The organism is Nevskia sp., from assembly GCF_051860985.1.
GTDB lineage: Bacteria > Pseudomonadota > Gammaproteobacteria > Nevskiales > Nevskiaceae > Nevskia.
Map to the genome: position 1 here is coordinate 1 of NZ_JBIMKV010000009.1, position 17808 is coordinate 17808.

The following is a 17808-nucleotide window of genomic DNA, read 5'->3' on the forward strand; positions in this document are numbered from 1 at the left end:
GTCTTGCCGTGGTCAACGTGACCAATCGTCCCCACGTTCACGTGCGGCTTGGTACGGTCAAATTTCTCTTTTGCCATCTGAATATCCTCTGAAAATCCGACTCAAGTTCTGTACAGCGTGGGGGATTACGACTTCTTGGCCAGAGCCGCCGCGACGTTTGCCGGGGTTTCCTGGTACTTCTTGAATTCCATCGTGTAGGTCGCACGGCCCTGGCTCATCGAGCGCAAGGTCGTGGAGTACTGGAACATTTCCGCAAGCGGCACTTCCGCCTTCAGCGCCTTCACGCCGCCGACGTCGTCCATGCCGAGGATCACGCCACGGCGACGGTTCAAGTCGCCCATGACGTCGCCCATATAGTCTTCCGGCGTTTCGACTTCAACCGCCATGATCGGTTCGAGAATGACCGGACTGGCCTTGCTCGCGCCTTCCTTGAAGGCCATCGAGCCGGCGACCTTGAACGCCATTTCGTTGGAGTCAACGTCGTGGTAAGAGCCGTCGAACACGGTGACCTTGATGTCGACCACCGGGTAACCGGCAACAACACCGTTCTTCATCGCTTCGACGATGCCCTTGTCGATGGCCGGCACATATTCCTTCGGCACGACACCACCGACGATGCCGTTGACGAACTCGTAACCGGCGCCCGGCTCCTGCGGCTCGATCTTGATCCAGCAGTGACCGTACTGGCCACGACCGCCGGACTGGCGAACGAACTTGCCTTCGGCTTCCACCGACCGGCGCAGCGTTTCGCGATAGGCCACCTGCGGCGGACCGACGTTGGCTTCGACCTTGAACTCGCGCTTCATGCGGTCGACGATGATTTCCAGATGCAGCTCGCCCATGCCGGCGATGACGGTCTGGCCCGTTTCCTCGTCGGTGCGGACACGGAACGACGGATCTTCCTGGGCAAGGCGGTTGAGCGCGATGCCCATCTTTTCCTGGTCGACCTTGGTCTTCGGCTCGACAGCCTGCGAAATCACCGGCTCCGGGAATTCCATGCGCTCCAGCACCACCGGCGCGCTCGTCGCAGCCAGCGTGGTACCGGTGTAGACCTCCTTCAGGCCGACGCAAGCGGCGATATCGCCGGCACGAACTTCATCGATTTCCTCGCGATTGTTCGCGTGCATCTGCACCAGTCGGCCGATGCGTTCCTGCTTGCCGCTGCGCGAGTTGTAGACGCTGTCGCCCTTCTTCAGCACGCCCGAATAGACGCGGATGAAGGTCAGGGTGCCGACGAACGGGTCGGTCATGATCTTGAAACCGAGCGCAGAGAACGGCTGCTCGTCGTCCGCCTTGCGCTCAATGATCTTTTCGTAGTCGTCGACGTCGTGCGCCTCGACCGGCGGCACGTCCGTCGGAGCCGGCAGATACTCGATGACAGCATCGAGCATCGCCTGCACGCCCTTGTTCTTGAAGGCCGAGCCGCACAGCATCGGGAAGATCTCGAGCTTCAGGGTCCGCGCGCGGATGCCGCCCTTGATCTCTTCCTCGGTCAGCGTGCCGCCTTCGAGGTACTTGTTCATCAGTTCGTCGCTGCTCTCGGCAGCGGCTTCCACCATCTTCTCGTGCCACTCGGCCGCAGTCTTCTGCAACTCGGCCGGAATGTCGCCGTACTCGAACGTCACGCCCTTGTCGGCTTCGTTCCAGAGGATGGCCTTCATCTTGATCAGATCGACGACGCCCCTGAAGTTGTCTTCAGCGCCAATCGGAATCTGCAGCGGAACCGGGTTCGCGCGCAGACGGGTCTTCATCTGGTCGACGACCTTGAAGAAGTTGGCGCCTGAACGGTCCATCTTATTGACGAACGCGATGCGCGGCACCTTGTACTTGGTGGCCTGGCGCCACACCGTTTCCGACTGCGGCTGCACACCGCCGACCGCGCAGTACAGCATGCAGGCGCCGTCGAGCACGCGCATCGAACGCTCCACTTCGATCGTGAAGTCGACGTGTCCAGGCGTGTCGATGATGTTGATCCGGTGCTGATCGAACTGCTTGGCCATGCCGGTCCAGAAGCAGGTCGTTGCTGCCGACGTGATGGTGATGCCGCGCTCCTGCTCCTGCTCCATCCAGTCCATCGTCGCCGCGCCGTCATGCACTTCGCCAATCTTGTGATTGACGCCGGTGTAGAACAGCACGCGCTCGGTCGTCGTCGTCTTGCCGGCGTCGATGTGAGCGGAAATACCGATGTTGCGGTAGCGCTCGATGGGCGTAGTACGGGCCACGGATAACCTCAGGTCTTTGAAAGCGAAGCCGCGAAATCTAGCGCGGCTTCATTACAGATAGGAGTGCGGGAAGCAGGTCGTCGCCGTCAGCCGGCGACAGCCGCTTACCAGCGGAAATGCGCGAAGGCCTTGTTGGCTTCCGCCATCTTGTGAGTGTCTTCGCGCTTCTTGACGGCGGCGCCGCGGTGCTCGGAAGCATCCAGCAGTTCGCCGGCAAGACGATCGGCCATGCTCTTCTCGCCACGCGAACGGGCCGCGTCGATCAGCCAGCGCATCGCCAGCGTCGTGCGGCGCACGGCGCGCACTTCGACCGGTACCTGGTAGGTGGCACCACCGACGCGACGCGACTTCACTTCGACGCTCGGGCGCACGTTGTCGAATGCAGCTTCGAGCACGGCCAGCGGGGCATCGGTCTTCTTCTTCGCCGCGATCTGGTCCAGCGCGCCGTACAGGATCTTTTCGGCAACCGACTTCTTGCCGTCTTCCATCACCATGTTCATGAACTTGGTCAGCAGTTCGGACTTGAACTTGGGATCGGGAAGGATGATGCGACGTTCTGGGCTGCGGCGACGGGACATTGATGGACTCGGTACGTGCTGCGAAGGTTAGTTGCTGATGGCCAGGAACTAATGGGTTGTGACATGAAGGAACTGCGGATGGCCGCAGCCCCTCCGGGATTACTTCTTCTTGCCGGCGGTCTTCGCGGCGGCGCCGGCCTTCGGGCGCTTGGCGCCGTACTTCGAACGGCCCTGACGGCGCTTGTCGACACCCGAGGCGTCGAGCGCACCGCGAACGGTGTGGTAGCGCACACCGGGAAGATCCTTGACGCGGCCGCCGCGGATGAGGACGACCGAGTGTTCCTGCAGATTGTGGCCTTCGCCGCCGATGTAGCTGGTGACTTCGAAGCCGTTGGTCAGACGAACACGCGCCACCTTGCGGAGTGCGGAGTTGGGCTTTTTCGGAGTGGTCGTGTACACGCGAGTGCAGACGCCGCGCTTCTGCGGGCTGGCCTCAAGTGCCGGAACCTTGTTCTTGGCGGGCTTGGAGGTCCGACCGGTCTTAACAAGCTGATTAATCGTTGGCACTGTGATTCCCGCTTTCAAAAAGCCCAGATGTGAAAGAGATGGCGCACGGACCATGGACGGTCTGCGCGCGAGGGCGCGAATCATAAGAGCGCGCCCGGCTTAAGTCAATGCTGTACAGCGGGCCAGCGGAAGCGTTCAGGCTTCCGCTGGCCGTATTGCTCACTCTTCGTCGTTCGACTCGACTTCGTCCTCGTCGCCGTCGTCGCGGCCACCGGCCAGCGTCGACTCGCTGCGGACCGCTTCGAAGACGTCGGTGATCGGCGACGAGCTGGTGGCGTTCTGCAGATCGGCCAGCAGGCTGCCGCCACGGGCACGGCGACGCTGCTCGTGATGCGCCAGACCGGTGCCGGCCGGAATCAGTCGGCCGACGATGACGTTTTCCTTCAGGCCGCGCAGTTCGTCGCGCGAGCCGCGCACCGAAGCTTCGGTGAGCACACGCGTGGTTTCCTGGAACGAGGCCGCCGAGATGAACGATTCGGTCGACAGGGACGCCTTGGTGATGCCGAGCAGCTGGCGGTAGAAGTTGGCCGCCCGGCCGCCCTCGCCCTTCACCTTCCGGTTCTCGGCGTGAACATGGAAGATTTCGGCCTGTTCGCCCTGCAGGAAACGGGTATCGCCCGGATCGGCAATCTCCACCTTGCGCAGCATCTGGCGAATGATCGTCTCGATGTGCTTGTCGTTGATCTTCACGCCCTGCAGGCGGTAGACGTCCTGGATTTCCTTGACCAGGTAGTTGGCCAGCGCGGTGACGCCCTGCAGCCGCAGGATGTCGTGCGGGCTCGGCTCGCCGTCGGAAATCTGCTCGCCCATCTCGACGTGTTCGCCTTCGAACACAGTGATCTGGGTCCACTTCGGAATCAGCTGCTCGACTTCCTCGCCATCGGCCTGCACGACCTTCAGGCGCTGCTTGCCCTTGGTGGCGGTGCCGAAACGGATGGTGCCCGAGGCCTCGGCCAGCACGGCCGGGTCCTTCGGCTTGCGAGCTTCGAACAGGTCGGCAACGCGCGGCAGACCGCCGGTGATGTCACGCGACTTCGAGGCTTCCTGCGGAATACGGGCGACCACGTCGCCGACCTTCACTTCCGCACCGTCCTCGATGTTGATGATCGCCTTCGGCGGCAGCGAGTACGACGCCGGAATGTCGGTGCCCGGGAAGGTCAACGACTTGCCCTTGGCATCGACGAGCGCCAGCACCGGCCGCAGATCCTTGCCGGCCATGCCGCGCGTCTTCGGGTCGGTGATCACCAGCGTGCTCATGCCGGTGATGTCGTCGGTCTCGCGGGTGACGGTGATGCCGTCCTCGAAGTCCTGGAACTGCACGAAGCCGGCGATTTCCGTGATGATCGGGTGCGTATGCGCATCCCAGCGGGCCAGACGCTGGCCGGCCTTGACCGGGTCGCCATCGTTGACCTGCACCACGGCGCCGTACGGAATCTTGTAGCGCTCGCGCTCGCGACCGTGGGAATCGACGACACCGATTTCACCGGTACGAGTCACGGTGACGCGATTGCCGTCCTTGTTCTTCACCGTCTTCAGGTTGTGCTCGCGCGCCGTGCCGGCGGCACGGGCATCGACGCCGTCGGCCGAGGCCGACCGCGAGGCGGCACCGCCGACGTGGAAGGTACGCATCGTCAGCTGGGTACCCGGCTCGCCGATCGACTGGGCGGCGATGACGCCGACGGCCTCGCCGATGTTGACCAGGTGGCCGCGGGCCAGATCGCGGCCATAGCACTTGCCGCAGATGCCGAACGGCATTTCGCAGGTGATCGCCGAACGGACCCAGACCTCGTCGATCGACAGGTCTTCGAGCTTGTTGACCAGCTTTTCATCGAGCAGGGTACCGGCCTCAATCGCGACTTCGTCGGTTCCCGGCTTGTGCACGTCGCGCAGCAGGGTGCGGCCGAGCACGCGGTCGCGCAGCGGTTCGAGGATGTCGCCACCTTCGACGATCGGGCGCATGACCACGCCCTGCTCGGTGCCGCAATCCTGCGAGGTAACGACCACGTCCTGCGCCACGTCGACCAGACGGCGGGTCAGGTAACCGGAGTTGGCGGTCTTCAGCGCGGTATCCGACAGACCCTTACGCGCGCCGTGCGTCGAGATGAAGTACTGCAGGACGTTCAGACCTTCGCGGAAGTTCGCGGTGATCGGCGTCTCGATGATCGAGCCGTCCGGCTTGGCCATCAGGCCGCGCATGCCGGCGAGCTGGCGAATCTGGGCAGCGCTACCGCGCGCGCCGGAGTCGGCCATCATGAACACCGAGTTGAACGAGGTCTGGCGGACGGTGTCGCCTTGTCTGTCGACGACCGCTTCGGTGCCGATCCGCGCCATCATCGCCTTGGCGATGTCGTCATTGGCCTTCGACCAGATGTCGACGACGTGGTTGTAGCGCTCGGACTGGGTGGTCAGACCCTGGCTGTACTGGTCATCGATGTCCTTAACCTTGATCTCGGCTTCGGCCAGGATGCCCGCCTTCTCGTCGGGCACCATGATGTCATCGAGGCAGAACGAGATGCCGGCCTTGGTCGACATCCGGAAGCCCATGTACATCAGCTGATCGGCGAACACGACGGTGTCCTTCATGCCGACGCGGCGATACACCCAGTTGATCGTCTGCGAGACGATCTTCTTGGTCATCGTGCGGTTGACCTGGGCGAACGGGATGCCGTCCGGCAGGATTTCCGACAGCAGCGCACGGCCGGTGGTGGTGTCGTTGATGCGACGAATTTCCTTGTAGCCCCCCTCGCCGTCCTCGACGTAATCGCGCATGCGGACCTTGATCTTGGCCTGCAGGTCGATCAGGCCGGACTCATAGGCGCGATGCACTTCGGAGATGTCGGAGAAGGTCATGCCTTCGCCCGGCGCGTTGACGCGGTCGCGGCTCATCCAGTACAGGCCGAGCACGACGTCCTGCGACGGCACGATGATCGGGTCGCCGTTGGCTGGCGACAGGATGTTGTTCGAGGCCATCATCAGCACGCGCGCTTCCAGCTGCGCTTCGAGCGACAGCGGCACGTGCACGGCCATCTGGTCACCGTCGAAGTCGGCGTTGAACGCCGTGCAGACCAGCGGATGCAGCTGGATGGCCTTGCCTTCGATCAGTTGCGGTTCGAACGCCTGGATGCCGAGACGATGCAGGGTCGGTGCGCGGTTCAGCAGCACCGGATGCTCCTTGATGCACTCTTCAAGCACGTCCCAGACTTGGGCCTCTTCGCGCTCGACCATCTTCTTGGCGGCCTTGATCGTCGTGGCCACACCCAGACGCTGCAGACGCGAGAACACGAACGGCTTGAACAGCTCCAGCGCCATCTTCTTCGGCAGGCCGCACTGGTGCAGCTTCAAGGTCGGGCCGACCACGATGACCGAACGGCCGGAGTAATCGACGCGCTTGCCGAGCAGGTTCTGACGGAAGCGGCCCTGCTTGCCCTTGATCATGTCGGCAAGCGACTTCAGCGCGCGCTTGTTGGTGCCGGTGATCGCGCGGCCACGGCGGCCGTTGTCGATCAGGGCGTCAACCGACTCCTGCAGCATGCGCTTTTCGTTGCGCACGATGATGTCCGGCGCGGTCAGCTCGAGCAGGCGCTTGAGGCGGTTATTGCGGTTGATGACGCGGCGATACAGATCGTTGAGATCGGAGGTCGCGAAGCGGCCGCCATCGAGCGGCACCAGCGGACGCAGGTCCGGCGGCAGCACCGGCAGCACCGTGAACACCATCCATTCCGGCTTGTTGTTCGAGGCGATCAGGTACTCGATCAGCTTCAGGCGCTTGCCGAGCTTCTTGATCTTGGTGTCGGAGCCGGTCGCGGCGATTTCCTCGCGCAGCTTCAGCGTCTCCTTCTGCAGGTCGATCGCCTTCAGCAGGTCGCGGATCGCCTCGGCACCCATGCGGGCGTCGAAGTCGTCACCGTACTTCTCGACCGCGTTGAGGTAGTCCTCTTCGGTCAGCAGGGTGCCCTTTTCCAGCGGGGTCAGACCGGCGTCGACGACGATGTGAGCCTCGAAATACAGCACGCGCTCGATCGCGCGCAGCGGCATGTCGAGCAGCAGGCCGATACGGCTCGGCAGCGACTTCAGGAACCAGATGTGGGCGACCGGCGAGGCCAGATCGATGTGGCCCATGCGCTCGCGACGGACCTTGGCCACGGTCACTTCGACGCCGCACTTCTCGCAGACCACGCCGCGGTGCTTCAGGCGCTTGTACTTGCCGCACAGGCACTCGTAGTCCTTGATCGGCCCGAAGATCTTCGCGCAGAACAGGCCGTCACGCTCCGGCTTGAACGTGCGGTAGTTGATGGTTTCCGGCTTCTTCACCTCACCGAACGACCACGACCGGACGGTTTCCGGCGAGGCGAGGCTGATCTTGATGGCATCGAAGTCTTCGAACTCTTCGGTGGCCCGCATCAGGTTGAAGAAATCTTTCATGTCTATCTCCGCAATACCGCAATTCTTGAGGCTTGAAGGCTGATCACTGCAGACCGGAACGGCGCCTTCCGGCAGCGCGTTCCGGGCTTACGACCTGTCGCCTCAGTTGTTCTGCTCGAGCTCGATGTTGAGGCCGATCGAACGGATTTCCTTGACCAGCACGTTGAACGACTCCGGCATGCCGGCATGCATGCGGTGATCGCCATCGACGATCGCCTTGTACATGCGGGTACGGCCGTTGGTGTCGTCCGACTTCACGGTCAGCATTTCCTGCAGCGTGTACGCCGCGCCGTAGGCTTCCAGCGCCCAGACTTCCATTTCACCGAAGCGCTGGCCGCCGAACTGCGCCTTGCCGCCCAGCGGCTGCTGGGTGACGAGGCTGTACGGACCGGTCGAACGGGCGTGCATCTTGTCGTCGACGAGGTGGTTCAGCTTCAGCATGTACATGTAGCCGACGGTGACCTGGCGGGCGAAGTTGTCGCCGGTACGGCCATCGATCAGCTGCGCCTGGCCGGTCTTCGGCAGGCCCGCCAGTTCCAGCATCTGCTTGATGTCGCTTTCCGAAGCGCCGTCGAACACCGGCGTCGCCATCGGCATGCCGTGCACGAGGTTCTTCGACAGCGCGATGATCTCGGCATCGGTCAGCGCGTCGATGTCGACCTTCTGCTCGTAGCTGCCGATCTTGTTGTAGGCCTTGTCGAGGAACACGCGCAGCTCGGCGACCGCCTTCTGCTGGGTCAGCATCTCCTCAATCTTCTTGCCGATGCCCTTCGCGGCCCAGCCGAGATGGACTTCCAGCAGCTGGCCGATGTTCATGCGGCTCGGCACGCCCAGCGGGTTCAGCACGATGTCGACCGGCGTGCCATCCGCCATGTGCGGCATGTCCTCGACCGGCACGATCTGCGAGATCACGCCCTTGTTGCCGTGTCGGCCGGCCATCTTGTCGCCCGGCTGCACGCGGCGCTTCACGGCCAGATAGACCTTGACCATCTTCAGCACGCCCGGGCTCAGCTCGTCACCGGCCTGGATCTTGCGCTTCTTGTTCTCGTACTTCTTGTCGAACTCGGCGCGCTGGTCCTTCAGCTGCCGGGCTGCGGTTTCCAGCTGGTTCTGCGTCTCGTCGTCCTGCAGGCGGATCTCGAACCACTTGTCGCGCTCGAGGCCGTCGAGGTAGTCGGCGGTGACCTTCTCGCCCTTCTTGAGCTTCAGCGGGCCGCCGTCGGCGGTCTTGCCCACCAGCAGCTTCTTCAGACGATCGTAGATGTCGTCCTCGAAGATGCGCTGCTGGTCACCGAAGTCCTTCTTGACCGAGGCCAGTTCGGCTTCTTCGATCGCCAGCGCGCGCTTGTCCTTCTTCACGCCTTCGCGAGTAAACACGCGCACGTCGATGACGGTGCCGTCCATGCCGGCCGGAACCCGCAGGCCGGTGTCCTTCACGTCGGACGCCTTCTCGCCGAAGATCGCGCGCAGCAGCTTTTCTTCCGGCGTCAGCTGGGTTTCACCCTTCGGCGTGACCTTGCCGCACAGGATGTCGCCCGCCTTCACTTCGGCGCCGATGTAGACGATGCCGGCCTCGTCGAGCTTGCGCAGCGCGCCCTCGTTGACGTTCGGGATGTCGGCGGTGATTTCTTCCGGCCCGAGCTTGGTTTCGCGAGCGACGCAGGTCAGCTCTTCGATGTGGATCGTGGTGAAGCGATCCTGCTCGACGACGCGCTCCGACAGCAGGATGGAGTCTTCGAAGTTGTAGCCGTTCCACGGCATGAACGCGATCAGCATGTTCTGGCCGAGGGCCAGTTCGCCGAGATCGGTCGACGGACCGTCGGCCAGCACATCGCCACGGGCAACGATGTCGCCCGGCCGCACCAGCGGCTTCTGGTTGATGCAGGTGTTCTGGTTCGAGCGCGTGTACTTGATCAGGTTGTAGATGTCGACGCCGGCTTCGCCCGCCACCGTCTCGTCATCGTTGACGCGAACCACGATACGAGCGGCGTCGACCTTGTCGACCACGCCACCGCGCTTGGCGGTGAAGGCCACGCCGGAGTCGATGGCGACACGGCGCTCCATGCCGGTGCCGACCAGCGGCTTTTCGGCACGCAGGGTCGGAACCGCCTGGCGCTGCATGTTCGAACCCATCAGCGCGCGGTTGGCGTCGTCGTGTTCCAGGAACGGAATCATCGCGGCGGCAACCGACACGATCTGGCGCGGCGACACGTCCATGTACTGGACCTTGTCAGGCGTCATCATCGTGAATTCGTTCTGGTAACGGACCGAGGCCAGTTCCGCCTTGAAGCGGCCCTTGGCGTCCAGCTCCGAGTTCGCCTGGGCGATCACGTAGCGGCCTTCTTCGATCGCCGACAGGTACTCGATGTCGCTGCTGACCACACCGTCGACGACCTTGCGGTACGGCGTTTCCAGGAAGCCGTAGTCGTTGGTGCGCGCGTAGCAGGCCAGCGAGTTGATCAGACCGATGTTCGGGCCTTCCGGCGTTTCGATCGGGCAGACACGGCCGTAATGCGTCGGATGCACGTCGCGGACTTCGAAGCCGGCACGCTCGCGGGTCAGACCGCCTGGGCCGAGGGCCGACACGCGACGCTTGTGCGTGACTTCCGACAGCGGGTTGTTCTGGTCCATGAACTGCGACAGCTGCGAGGACCCGAAGAACTCCTTGATCGCGGCACCCACCGGCTTGGCGTTGATCAGGTCCTGCGGCGTCAGGTTCTCGGCTTCGGCCAGCGCCAGACGCTCGCGGACGGCGCGCTCGACGCGGACCAGACCGGTACGGAAAACGTTCTCGGTCATTTCGCCGACCGCACGGATGCGGCGGTTGCCGAGATGGTCGATATCGTCGGTGATCTGCTCGCCGTTGCGGATCGCGATCATCTCGCGCACGACATCGACGATGTCGGAGGTATCGCCGAGCTCGGCCAGCTTCTTCTTCATCTCGGCATCGCCGAAGGACTTGAAGTACTGGGAGTCGTAGAGCACGCCGAGGCCGGTCACTTCCTTGCGACGCAGGCGGCGGTTGAACTTCATGCGGCCGACGCCCGACAGGTCGTAGCGCTCGCTGGCGAAGAACAGGCCGTTGAACAGCGTTTCGGCGGCATCCTTCGTCGGCGGCTCGCCGGGACGCATCATGCGGTAGATCTCGACCAGCGCCTCGAGCCGAGTTCGGCTCGGGTCGATGTTCATCGTGGTGCTGATGTAGGCACCCTTGTCGAGGTCGTTGACGTACAGCGTCGGCAGCTCCACCACGCCGGCCGCGCGCAGCTTCGGCAGCAGGTCGGCAGTGACTTCGGTGTTGGCCAGCGCGATGACTTCGCCGGTGTCCTTCGACACCAGGTCCTTCGAGATGATCTTGCCGAGCAGGTATTCGTCCGGCACCTGCAGGTGCTTGACGCCGGCTTCCTGGATCAGCTTGATGTGGCGGGCGGTAATCAGCTTGCCGGCCTCGACCAGCACCTTGTCGGCGCTGGTGCGGATGTCGAACTGCGCCTTCTCGCCCTTCAGGCGTTCCGGCACCAGTTCCAGCATCGCGCCGCCATCGGCGAGCTGGAACGTGTTGATTTCATGGAACATCTCCAGCATCTGCTCGTTGTTGTAGCCGAGCGCGCGCAGGAGGATGGTGGCCGGCAGCTTGCGCCGGCGATCGATGCGGACGAACAGGTTGTCCTTCGGGTCGAACTCGAAGTCCAGCCAGGAACCGCGGTACGGAATGATGCGGGCCGAGTACAGCAGCTTGCCCGAGCTGTGGGTCTTGCCCTTGTCGTGGTCGAAGAACACGCCCGGCGAGCGGTGCAGCTGAGAAACGACGACGCGCTCGGTGCCGTTGACGATGAAGGTGCCGTTGTCGGTCATGAGCGGAACCTCGCCCATGTAGACCTCCTGCTCGCGGATGTCCTTGACGCGCTTTTCCTTCGATTCGCGGTCGTAGATCACCAGGCGGGTCGTGACCTTCAGCGGCGCCGCGAAGGTCAGACCGCGGACGCGGCATTCCTTTTCGTCGAACACCGGCTCCTCAAGGCGGTAGCGCACGTACTCCAGCGCCGCCGCGTTGTTGTAGCTGACCATCGGGAACACCGATTTGAACGCCGCGTGCAGACCGGCTTCCTTGCGTTGCGCGGGATGCGTCTCGGCCTGCAGGAAGTGCCGGTACGAATCGAGCTGCGTCGCCAGCAGGTACGGCACGGCCAGGGTTTCCGACTGCTTGCGGAAATCCTTGCGAATGCGCTTCTTCTCGGTGAACGAGTAGGCCATCGGTGTTACCTCGTCGTGGCACGCTTTGGGCGCGCGGAACATTCAAATGCGGTATTGCGAAATCTGACAACCAGCAACGGCAGAAGGCCGGCCGCTTGCGCGGCCAGCCCTCGCCGGTTACTGCGTGCTGCGTGAAGGGTGCGTCAAAGGCTTACTTGAGGTTCGCCTTGGCGCCCGCTTCTTCCAGCTTCTTCTTGATCGCTTCGGCGTCCGCCTTCGGGATGCCTTCCTTGATCGTCGCCGGGACGGCTTCGACCAGATCCTTCGCTTCCTTCAGACCCAGGCCGGTGATCTCGCGGACAGCCTTGATCACGTTAACCTTGTTGTCACCGAACGCCGTCATGACGACGGTGAATTCGGTCTGCTCGACAGCGGCAGCAGCAGCTGCGCCGCCGGCGGCCGGGGCGGCGACGGCGACCGCAGCAGCGGCCGAGACGCCAAACTTCTCTTCCATCATCTTGACCAGCTCGACGATGTCCATGACGGACTTTTCGGCGATCGCGTCAAGGATTTCCTGATTTGAAAGTGCCATTTCTAAAAACCTCGATTGACTAGTGTGTGAACCAAACCGCTTGCCCGATTGAGGGAAAGTGAATGGAAAAACTGTGGCGAGAGAATTTCTCTAGGGCTCGACTCAGGCAGCCTGCTTCTGGTCGGCGACCGCTTGCACGGTGCGCACGAACTTGGCAGTCGGCTCGGCCAGCGTCCGGACGAACTTCGAAACCGGGGCCTTCATGACGCCCATGAGCATGGCCAGCGCCTGCTCCTTGGACGGCAGCGAAGCCAGACGTTCGATGTCCTTCGAGCCGTACAGCTGCCCGCCGATCGAAACCGCCTTGACCACCAGCTTGTCGTTGTCCTTCGCGAAGTCCTTGATCACGCGACCGACGGCACCCGGATCTTCCAGAGAAAATCCGAGGACCAGCGGTCCGACCAGCGCATCGCCCATGCACTCGAACTGAGTGCCGACGAGAGCGCGCTTGGCCAGCGTGTTCTTGACCACGTGCAGATAGATCCCGTTCTCACGGGCCTTGCTGCGCAGGATGTCGAACTTGCCGGCCGGCAGGCCGCGATATTCGGCCGCAACGGCCGACAGCGCGCGTGACGCCACTTCATTCACTTCCGCAACCAGGGCCTTCTTGTCTTCAAGACGCAATGCCATTAGACGCGAACCTCCTGGTACTACCACGTTGCAAATCGAAACCCGTGCTGCCACGGATTTCGCGTTTTACGGCGCCTCCTCGACCGGGATCTCGGAGACTTGCCGTCTGCGTCAGCGGCTCTTGCGAACCTTTAACCTGCCTCGCCGTTTGACGGGTCCGGCCCTACTGACGGTCTTGGACGGCGTGGCGGTGAGGCCACACTGTCAAGTTCTGTGACACCGAAGGCCTGCAGGGCAGGCCTTCGGCTTGATGCGATTTACTCGGGCAGCGACGACAGGTCGACCGGCACGCCGGGACCCATGGTCGACGACAGGGTCACCTTGCGGATGAACACGCCCTTCGAGGTGGTCGGCTTCAGGCGGCGAATGTCGCGCAGCACCGCGATCAGGTTCTCCTGCAGCTTGACGTTGTCGAAGTTCGCCGCGCCGATCGCGCAGTGGATGATGCCGGCCTTGTCGGTGCGGTAACGCGCCTGACCCGACTTGGCGTTACGGACGGCTTCGGCGACGTTCGGCGTCACCGTGCCGGTCTTCGGGTTCGGCATCAGGCCGCGCGGGCCGAGCACCTGGCCGAGGGCACCGACGACACGCATCGTGTCCGGGCTGGCGATGACGACGCCGTAGTTCAGGTCGCCTTCCTTCATCTTGGCGGCCAGATCTTCCATGCCGACCGCGTCGGCGCCGGCATCCAGCGCTTCCTTGGCCTTGGCACCCTGGGCGAACACGGCGACGCGCACCGTCTTGCCGTTGCCGTGCGGCAGCGTGGTCGAGCCACGGACGTTCTGATCCGACTTCTTGGCGTCGATGCCGAGGTTGACCGACAGATCAACCGATTCCTTGAACTTGGCGGTCGCGTTGGTCTTGACCAATTCCAGCGCCGCTTCGAGCGCGTAGGTCTTGCCCGGCGCGATCTTGCCGGCGTAAGCCTTCTGACGCTTGGTCAGCTTGATTTCGTTTGCCATTGGATCAGCCCTCCACCACGTCGATGCCCATCGAACGGGCAGAACCGGCGATCAGCTTGATCGCGGCGTCCATGCTGCCGGCGTTCAGGTCCGGCCACTTGGTCTTGGCGATTTCAGCCGCCTGCGACTTGGTGATCTTGCCGACCTTCTTGGTATGCGGCGTCGGGCTGCCCGACTCGATACCGGCGGCCTTCTTGATCAGCACCGTGGCCGGCGCGGTCTTGGTAATGAAGGTGAACGAGCGGTCGGAGTAGACCGTGATCACGACCGGCGTCGGGATGCCCGGCTCCAGCTTCTGCGTCGCGGCGTTGAACGCCTTGCAGAATTCCATGATGTTGACGCCGTTCTGGCCGAGGGCCGGACCGACCGGCGGCGACGGGTTGGCCTTGCCTGCAGGAATCTGCAGCTTGACGTAGGCCTGGACTTTCTTTGCCATTGCTTACTCCGTGATGGGTGATAACGCCGGCCTTGCGGCTGGGCTCCCCGGTGGTACCGCTGCCGGCTGATGGACATCAGCCGGTGTGAATCTGTTGGCAAGCGGGCGTGGCTTGCTGTTGTTCGACCTTGTGCGTCCCTGATCGACCGCCCGGCGCTTCCTTTCGGTCGGACCCACATTGGCCTCGCGAGCAATGCTCGCGAAACAGGCCAACTCAGCCTTTCTGCACCTGCGAGAACTCGAGTTCGACTGGCGTCGCGCGACCGAAGATCAGAACGGCGACGCGCAGACGGCTCTTGTCGTAGTTGACTTCCTCGACCACGCCGGAGAAATCGGCGAACGGGCCCTCGGTGATGCGCACCGCTTCGCCCGGCTCGTACAGCGTCTTCGGCTTCGGCTTTTCCACCGCTTCCTCAACCCGGCTGAGGATGGCGTTGGCTTCCTTCTCCGAAATCGGCGCCGGCTTGTCCGGCGTGCCGCCGATGAATCCGAGCACCTTCGGCGTCGACTTGACCAGATGCCAGGTGTCTTCGTTCATTTCCATCTGGACCAGCACATAGCCCGGATAGAACTTGCGTTCGGTGGTCCGCTTCTGACCGTCCCGGATTTCGACCACTTCCTCGGTCGGCACCAGGATGTCGCCGAATCTCTCTTCGAGTCCGGCGCGGGCGATGCGCTCCTTCAGGGCGCGCATCACATTGTTCTCGTACTGCGAGTACGCGTGCACCACATACCAGCGCATGGCCATCAGGCACCCCGTCCGGTGAGCTTCTGAACTGCCCAGAGCAGCGATGCGTCCAGCCCCCACATCATCAGCGCCACGATCAGCACGAACACTGCAATGACCAGCGTGGTCTGCAGGCTTTCCTGACGCGTCGGCCAGACCACCTTGCGAATCTCGACACGCGAACCCTGGATGTGCGACCACAAGGTCTGTCCGATGGCCGTGCGGTAGATCGCGGCGACAGCGCCTGCCACGCTCGCCAGCAAAAGCAGCAGGCGGGCAAACTTGGGCAGGGCGGGATCCAGCACGTAATAGGCGGCAAGACCGCCAATCAGCAGCGCGAAGGCCGAGATCAGCAGCAGCGTGTCGAAACGTGAGCCGGCTTCTTCAACCTGGCTACCGGCTGTTTTCGAGGGTTCCATCGGTCTCGCGAGATAATGCTGCTGTCATCACAGTGGCAGGGCGGGAGGGTCTCGAACCCGCAACCTTCGGTTTTGGAGACCGACGCTCTACCAGTTGAGCTACCGCCCTGTTGGCGCACTGTGAATCGAGGGGCCGCGATTATATCGCCGGCCCGGAGAAAATGTAAACACGCCCCCGCGAACCCTTTTGAGGGTTCGCGGGGGCCGGGTCCGCTTACTTCAGGATCTTGGTGACGACGCCGGCACCCACGGTGCGGCCGCCTTCACGGATCGCGAAGCGAACCTGCTCTTCCATCGCGATCGGCACGATCAGTTCGACCTTCACCTTCACGTTGTCGCCCGGCATCACCATCTCGGTACCTTCCGGCAGTTCCACCGAGCCCGTCACGTCCGTCGTGCGGAAGTAGAACTGCGGGCGGTAGCCCTTGAAGAACGGCGTGTGACGGCCGCCTTCGTCCTTGCCCAGCACATACACTTCGGCTTCAAAGTCGGTGTGCGGCTTGATCGTGCCCGGCTTGCAGAGCACCTGGCCGCGCTCGATGTCTTCGCGCTTGGTGCCGCGCAGCAGCAGGCCGACGTTGTCGCCCGCCTGGCCCTGATCGAGCAGCTTGCGGAACATTTCGACGCCCGTGACGATCGTCTTCACGGTGTCCTTCAGGCCGACGATCTCGACTTCTTCGCCCACCTTGATGATGCCGCGCTCGATACGGCCCGTGGCCACCGTGCCGCGGCCGGAGATCGAGAACACGTCTTCCACCGGCAGCAGGAACGGCTTGTCGATTTCGCGCTGCGGTTCCGGGATGTAGGTGTCCAGCGCGTCGTACAGTTCTTCCAGACGGGCCACCCAGACCGGGTCGCCGGCAATCGCCTTCGTCGCCGAGCCCTTGATCACCGGGCAGTCGTCCGGGAAGCCGTACTTGCCGAGCAGGTCGCGCACTTCCATTTCGACCAGTTCCAGCAGTTCGGCGTCTTCAACCAGATCGCACTTGTTCAGCCACACCACGATGCGCGGCACGTTGACCTGCTTGGCCAGCAGCACGTGTTCACGCGTCTGCGGCATCGGGCCGTCGGTCGCCGACACCACCAGGATCGCGCCGTCCATCTGCGCGGCACCGGTGATCATGTTCTTGACGTAGTCCGCGTGTCCCGGGCAGTCGACGTGCGCGTAATGGCGCGCCTTCGTCGAGTACTCCACGTGGCTCGTCGCAATCGTCAGAATCTTCGTCGAGTCACGACGGCCCTGCGATTCCGATGCCTTCGCAACCTGGTCGTACGGCACGTACGTGCCCCAGCCCTTGTCCGCGCTGATCTTCGTCAGCGCCGCCGTCGTCGTCGTCTTGCCGTGGTCAACGTGACCAATCGTCCCCACGTTCACGTGCGGCTTGGTACGGTCAAATTTCTCTTTTGCCATGGCGAAACGATGCTCTCTGTCGGGTAGCGGGATAAACAGCAAAACCCTCCTGGTCGACCTGACGGCCGGCGGGAGGGTTTCAGGATTGGTGCTCACAATCAGAATCGGGCTGACCCCGGCCGAGGCCGTGGTCATGGATGACCGTGTTGGGAGGTCATCGCTTCGATTCCGATGCGAACGGAACCGCGTGCTGCGAATTGGTGCTCACAATCGGAATCGAACTGACCCGGCCAAGGCCGTGGTCATGGATGACCGTTGTTGGGAGGTCATCGCTTCGATTCCGCTGCGAACGGAACCGCGTGCTGCGAATTGGTGCTCACAATCGGAATCGAACCGATGACCTCTTCCTTACCAAGGAAGTGCTCTACCGACTGAGCTATGTGAGCGTGTTGCGAACGGCGTGCTGCGGTACGGCGACGGCGTGGAGCGGGTGATGGGAATCGAACCCACGTCAGTAGCTTGGAAGGCTACAGCTCTACCATTGAGCTACACCCGCCTGACTGCCCGACCCCGCTTGCTGCGAAACACTGTGGTGGAGAGAGAAGGATTCGAACCTTCGTAGACGTTAGTCAGCAGATTTACAGTCTGCCCTCGTTGGCCACTTGAGTATCTCTCCGCAGTGCAGCCGTCACAGCGAGCGGCGGATTCTGGTGACATTGGGCCGCCTCGTCAAGCGAAAAATGCGCGTGCGCGACGAAATTCACGCAA

At 63.0% G+C, this 17808-nt stretch carries 12 protein-coding genes, 4 tRNA genes and 1 pseudogene; all 17 read right to left on the reverse strand.

What is annotated here, in order from left to right; all coding sequences use genetic code 11:
* A pseudogene (locus tag ACTIGJ_RS10385) lies at positions 1–77 on the reverse strand (GTP-binding protein); the annotation flags it as partial.
* Positions 78–125: 48 nt separating this feature from the next.
* A complete protein-coding gene (gene fusA, locus ACTIGJ_RS10390; protein WP_439640246.1) occupies positions 126–2222 on the reverse strand; it encodes an elongation factor G in 2097 nt (698 codons plus the stop codon).
* Between the two features lie 104 nt (positions 2223–2326).
* Entirely contained in the window at positions 2327–2800 is a 474-nt protein-coding gene (gene rpsG, locus ACTIGJ_RS10395; RefSeq protein WP_439640247.1) for a 30S ribosomal protein S7, read from the reverse strand.
* Positions 2801–2899: 99 nt separating this feature from the next.
* Complete coding sequence (rpsL, locus tag ACTIGJ_RS10400; protein ID WP_439640387.1) at positions 2900–3307, reverse strand: 30S ribosomal protein S12; 408 nt, start codon at positions 3305–3307, stop codon at positions 2900–2902.
* A gap of 159 nt (positions 3308–3466) precedes the next feature.
* Positions 3467–7729, reverse strand: a complete 4263-nt coding sequence (rpoC, locus tag ACTIGJ_RS10405; RefSeq protein ID WP_439640248.1) for a DNA-directed RNA polymerase subunit beta' — start codon at positions 7727–7729, stop codon at positions 3467–3469.
* A gap of 102 nt (positions 7730–7831) precedes the next feature.
* Positions 7832–11983: a DNA-directed RNA polymerase subunit beta gene (gene rpoB, locus ACTIGJ_RS10410; RefSeq protein WP_439640249.1), complete on the reverse strand. Its 4152-nt coding sequence runs from the start codon at positions 11981–11983 to the stop codon at positions 7832–7834.
* A gap of 151 nt (positions 11984–12134) precedes the next feature.
* Entirely contained in the window at positions 12135–12515 is a 381-nt protein-coding gene (gene rplL, locus ACTIGJ_RS10415; protein ID WP_439640250.1) for a 50S ribosomal protein L7/L12, read from the reverse strand.
* A gap of 102 nt (positions 12516–12617) precedes the next feature.
* The gene (gene rplJ, locus ACTIGJ_RS10420) at positions 12618–13145 is read right to left on the reverse strand and encodes a 50S ribosomal protein L10 (RefSeq protein ID WP_439640388.1); all 528 of its coding nucleotides are present in this window, start codon (positions 13143–13145) and stop codon (positions 12618–12620) included.
* A 257-nt stretch (positions 13146–13402) separates the two neighbouring features.
* Positions 13403–14107: a 50S ribosomal protein L1 gene (rplA, locus tag ACTIGJ_RS10425; protein WP_439640251.1), complete on the reverse strand. Its 705-nt coding sequence runs from the start codon at positions 14105–14107 to the stop codon at positions 13403–13405.
* A gap of 4 nt (positions 14108–14111) precedes the next feature.
* A complete protein-coding gene (rplK, locus tag ACTIGJ_RS10430) occupies positions 14112–14543 on the reverse strand; it encodes a 50S ribosomal protein L11 (protein WP_439640252.1) in 432 nt (143 codons plus the stop codon).
* Between the two features lie 214 nt (positions 14544–14757).
* A complete protein-coding gene (gene nusG, locus ACTIGJ_RS10435; RefSeq protein WP_439640253.1) occupies positions 14758–15291 on the reverse strand; it encodes a transcription termination/antitermination protein NusG in 534 nt (177 codons plus the stop codon).
* Positions 15291–15689, reverse strand: coding sequence for a preprotein translocase subunit SecE (secE, locus tag ACTIGJ_RS10440; protein ID WP_439640254.1), 399 nt, complete (start codon positions 15687–15689; stop codon positions 15291–15293). The genes nusG and secE overlap by 1 nt, the downstream gene beginning before the upstream one ends.
* A 33-nt stretch (positions 15690–15722) precedes the next feature.
* Positions 15723–15798 (reverse strand) — tRNA-Trp (locus ACTIGJ_RS10445).
* Positions 15799–15903: 105 nt separating this feature from the next.
* Positions 15904–17100: an elongation factor Tu gene (gene tuf, locus ACTIGJ_RS10450; RefSeq protein WP_439640389.1), complete on the reverse strand. Its 1197-nt coding sequence runs from the start codon at positions 17098–17100 to the stop codon at positions 15904–15906.
* A gap of 310 nt (positions 17101–17410) precedes the next feature.
* Positions 17411–17486: transfer RNA gene (locus ACTIGJ_RS10455), tRNA-Thr, on the reverse strand.
* Between the two features lie 36 nt (positions 17487–17522).
* Positions 17523–17596, reverse strand: a tRNA-Gly gene (locus ACTIGJ_RS10460).
* A 34-nt stretch (positions 17597–17630) separates the two neighbouring features.
* Positions 17631–17716, reverse strand: a tRNA-Tyr gene (locus ACTIGJ_RS10465).
* Positions 17717–17808: the final 92 nt, after the last annotated feature.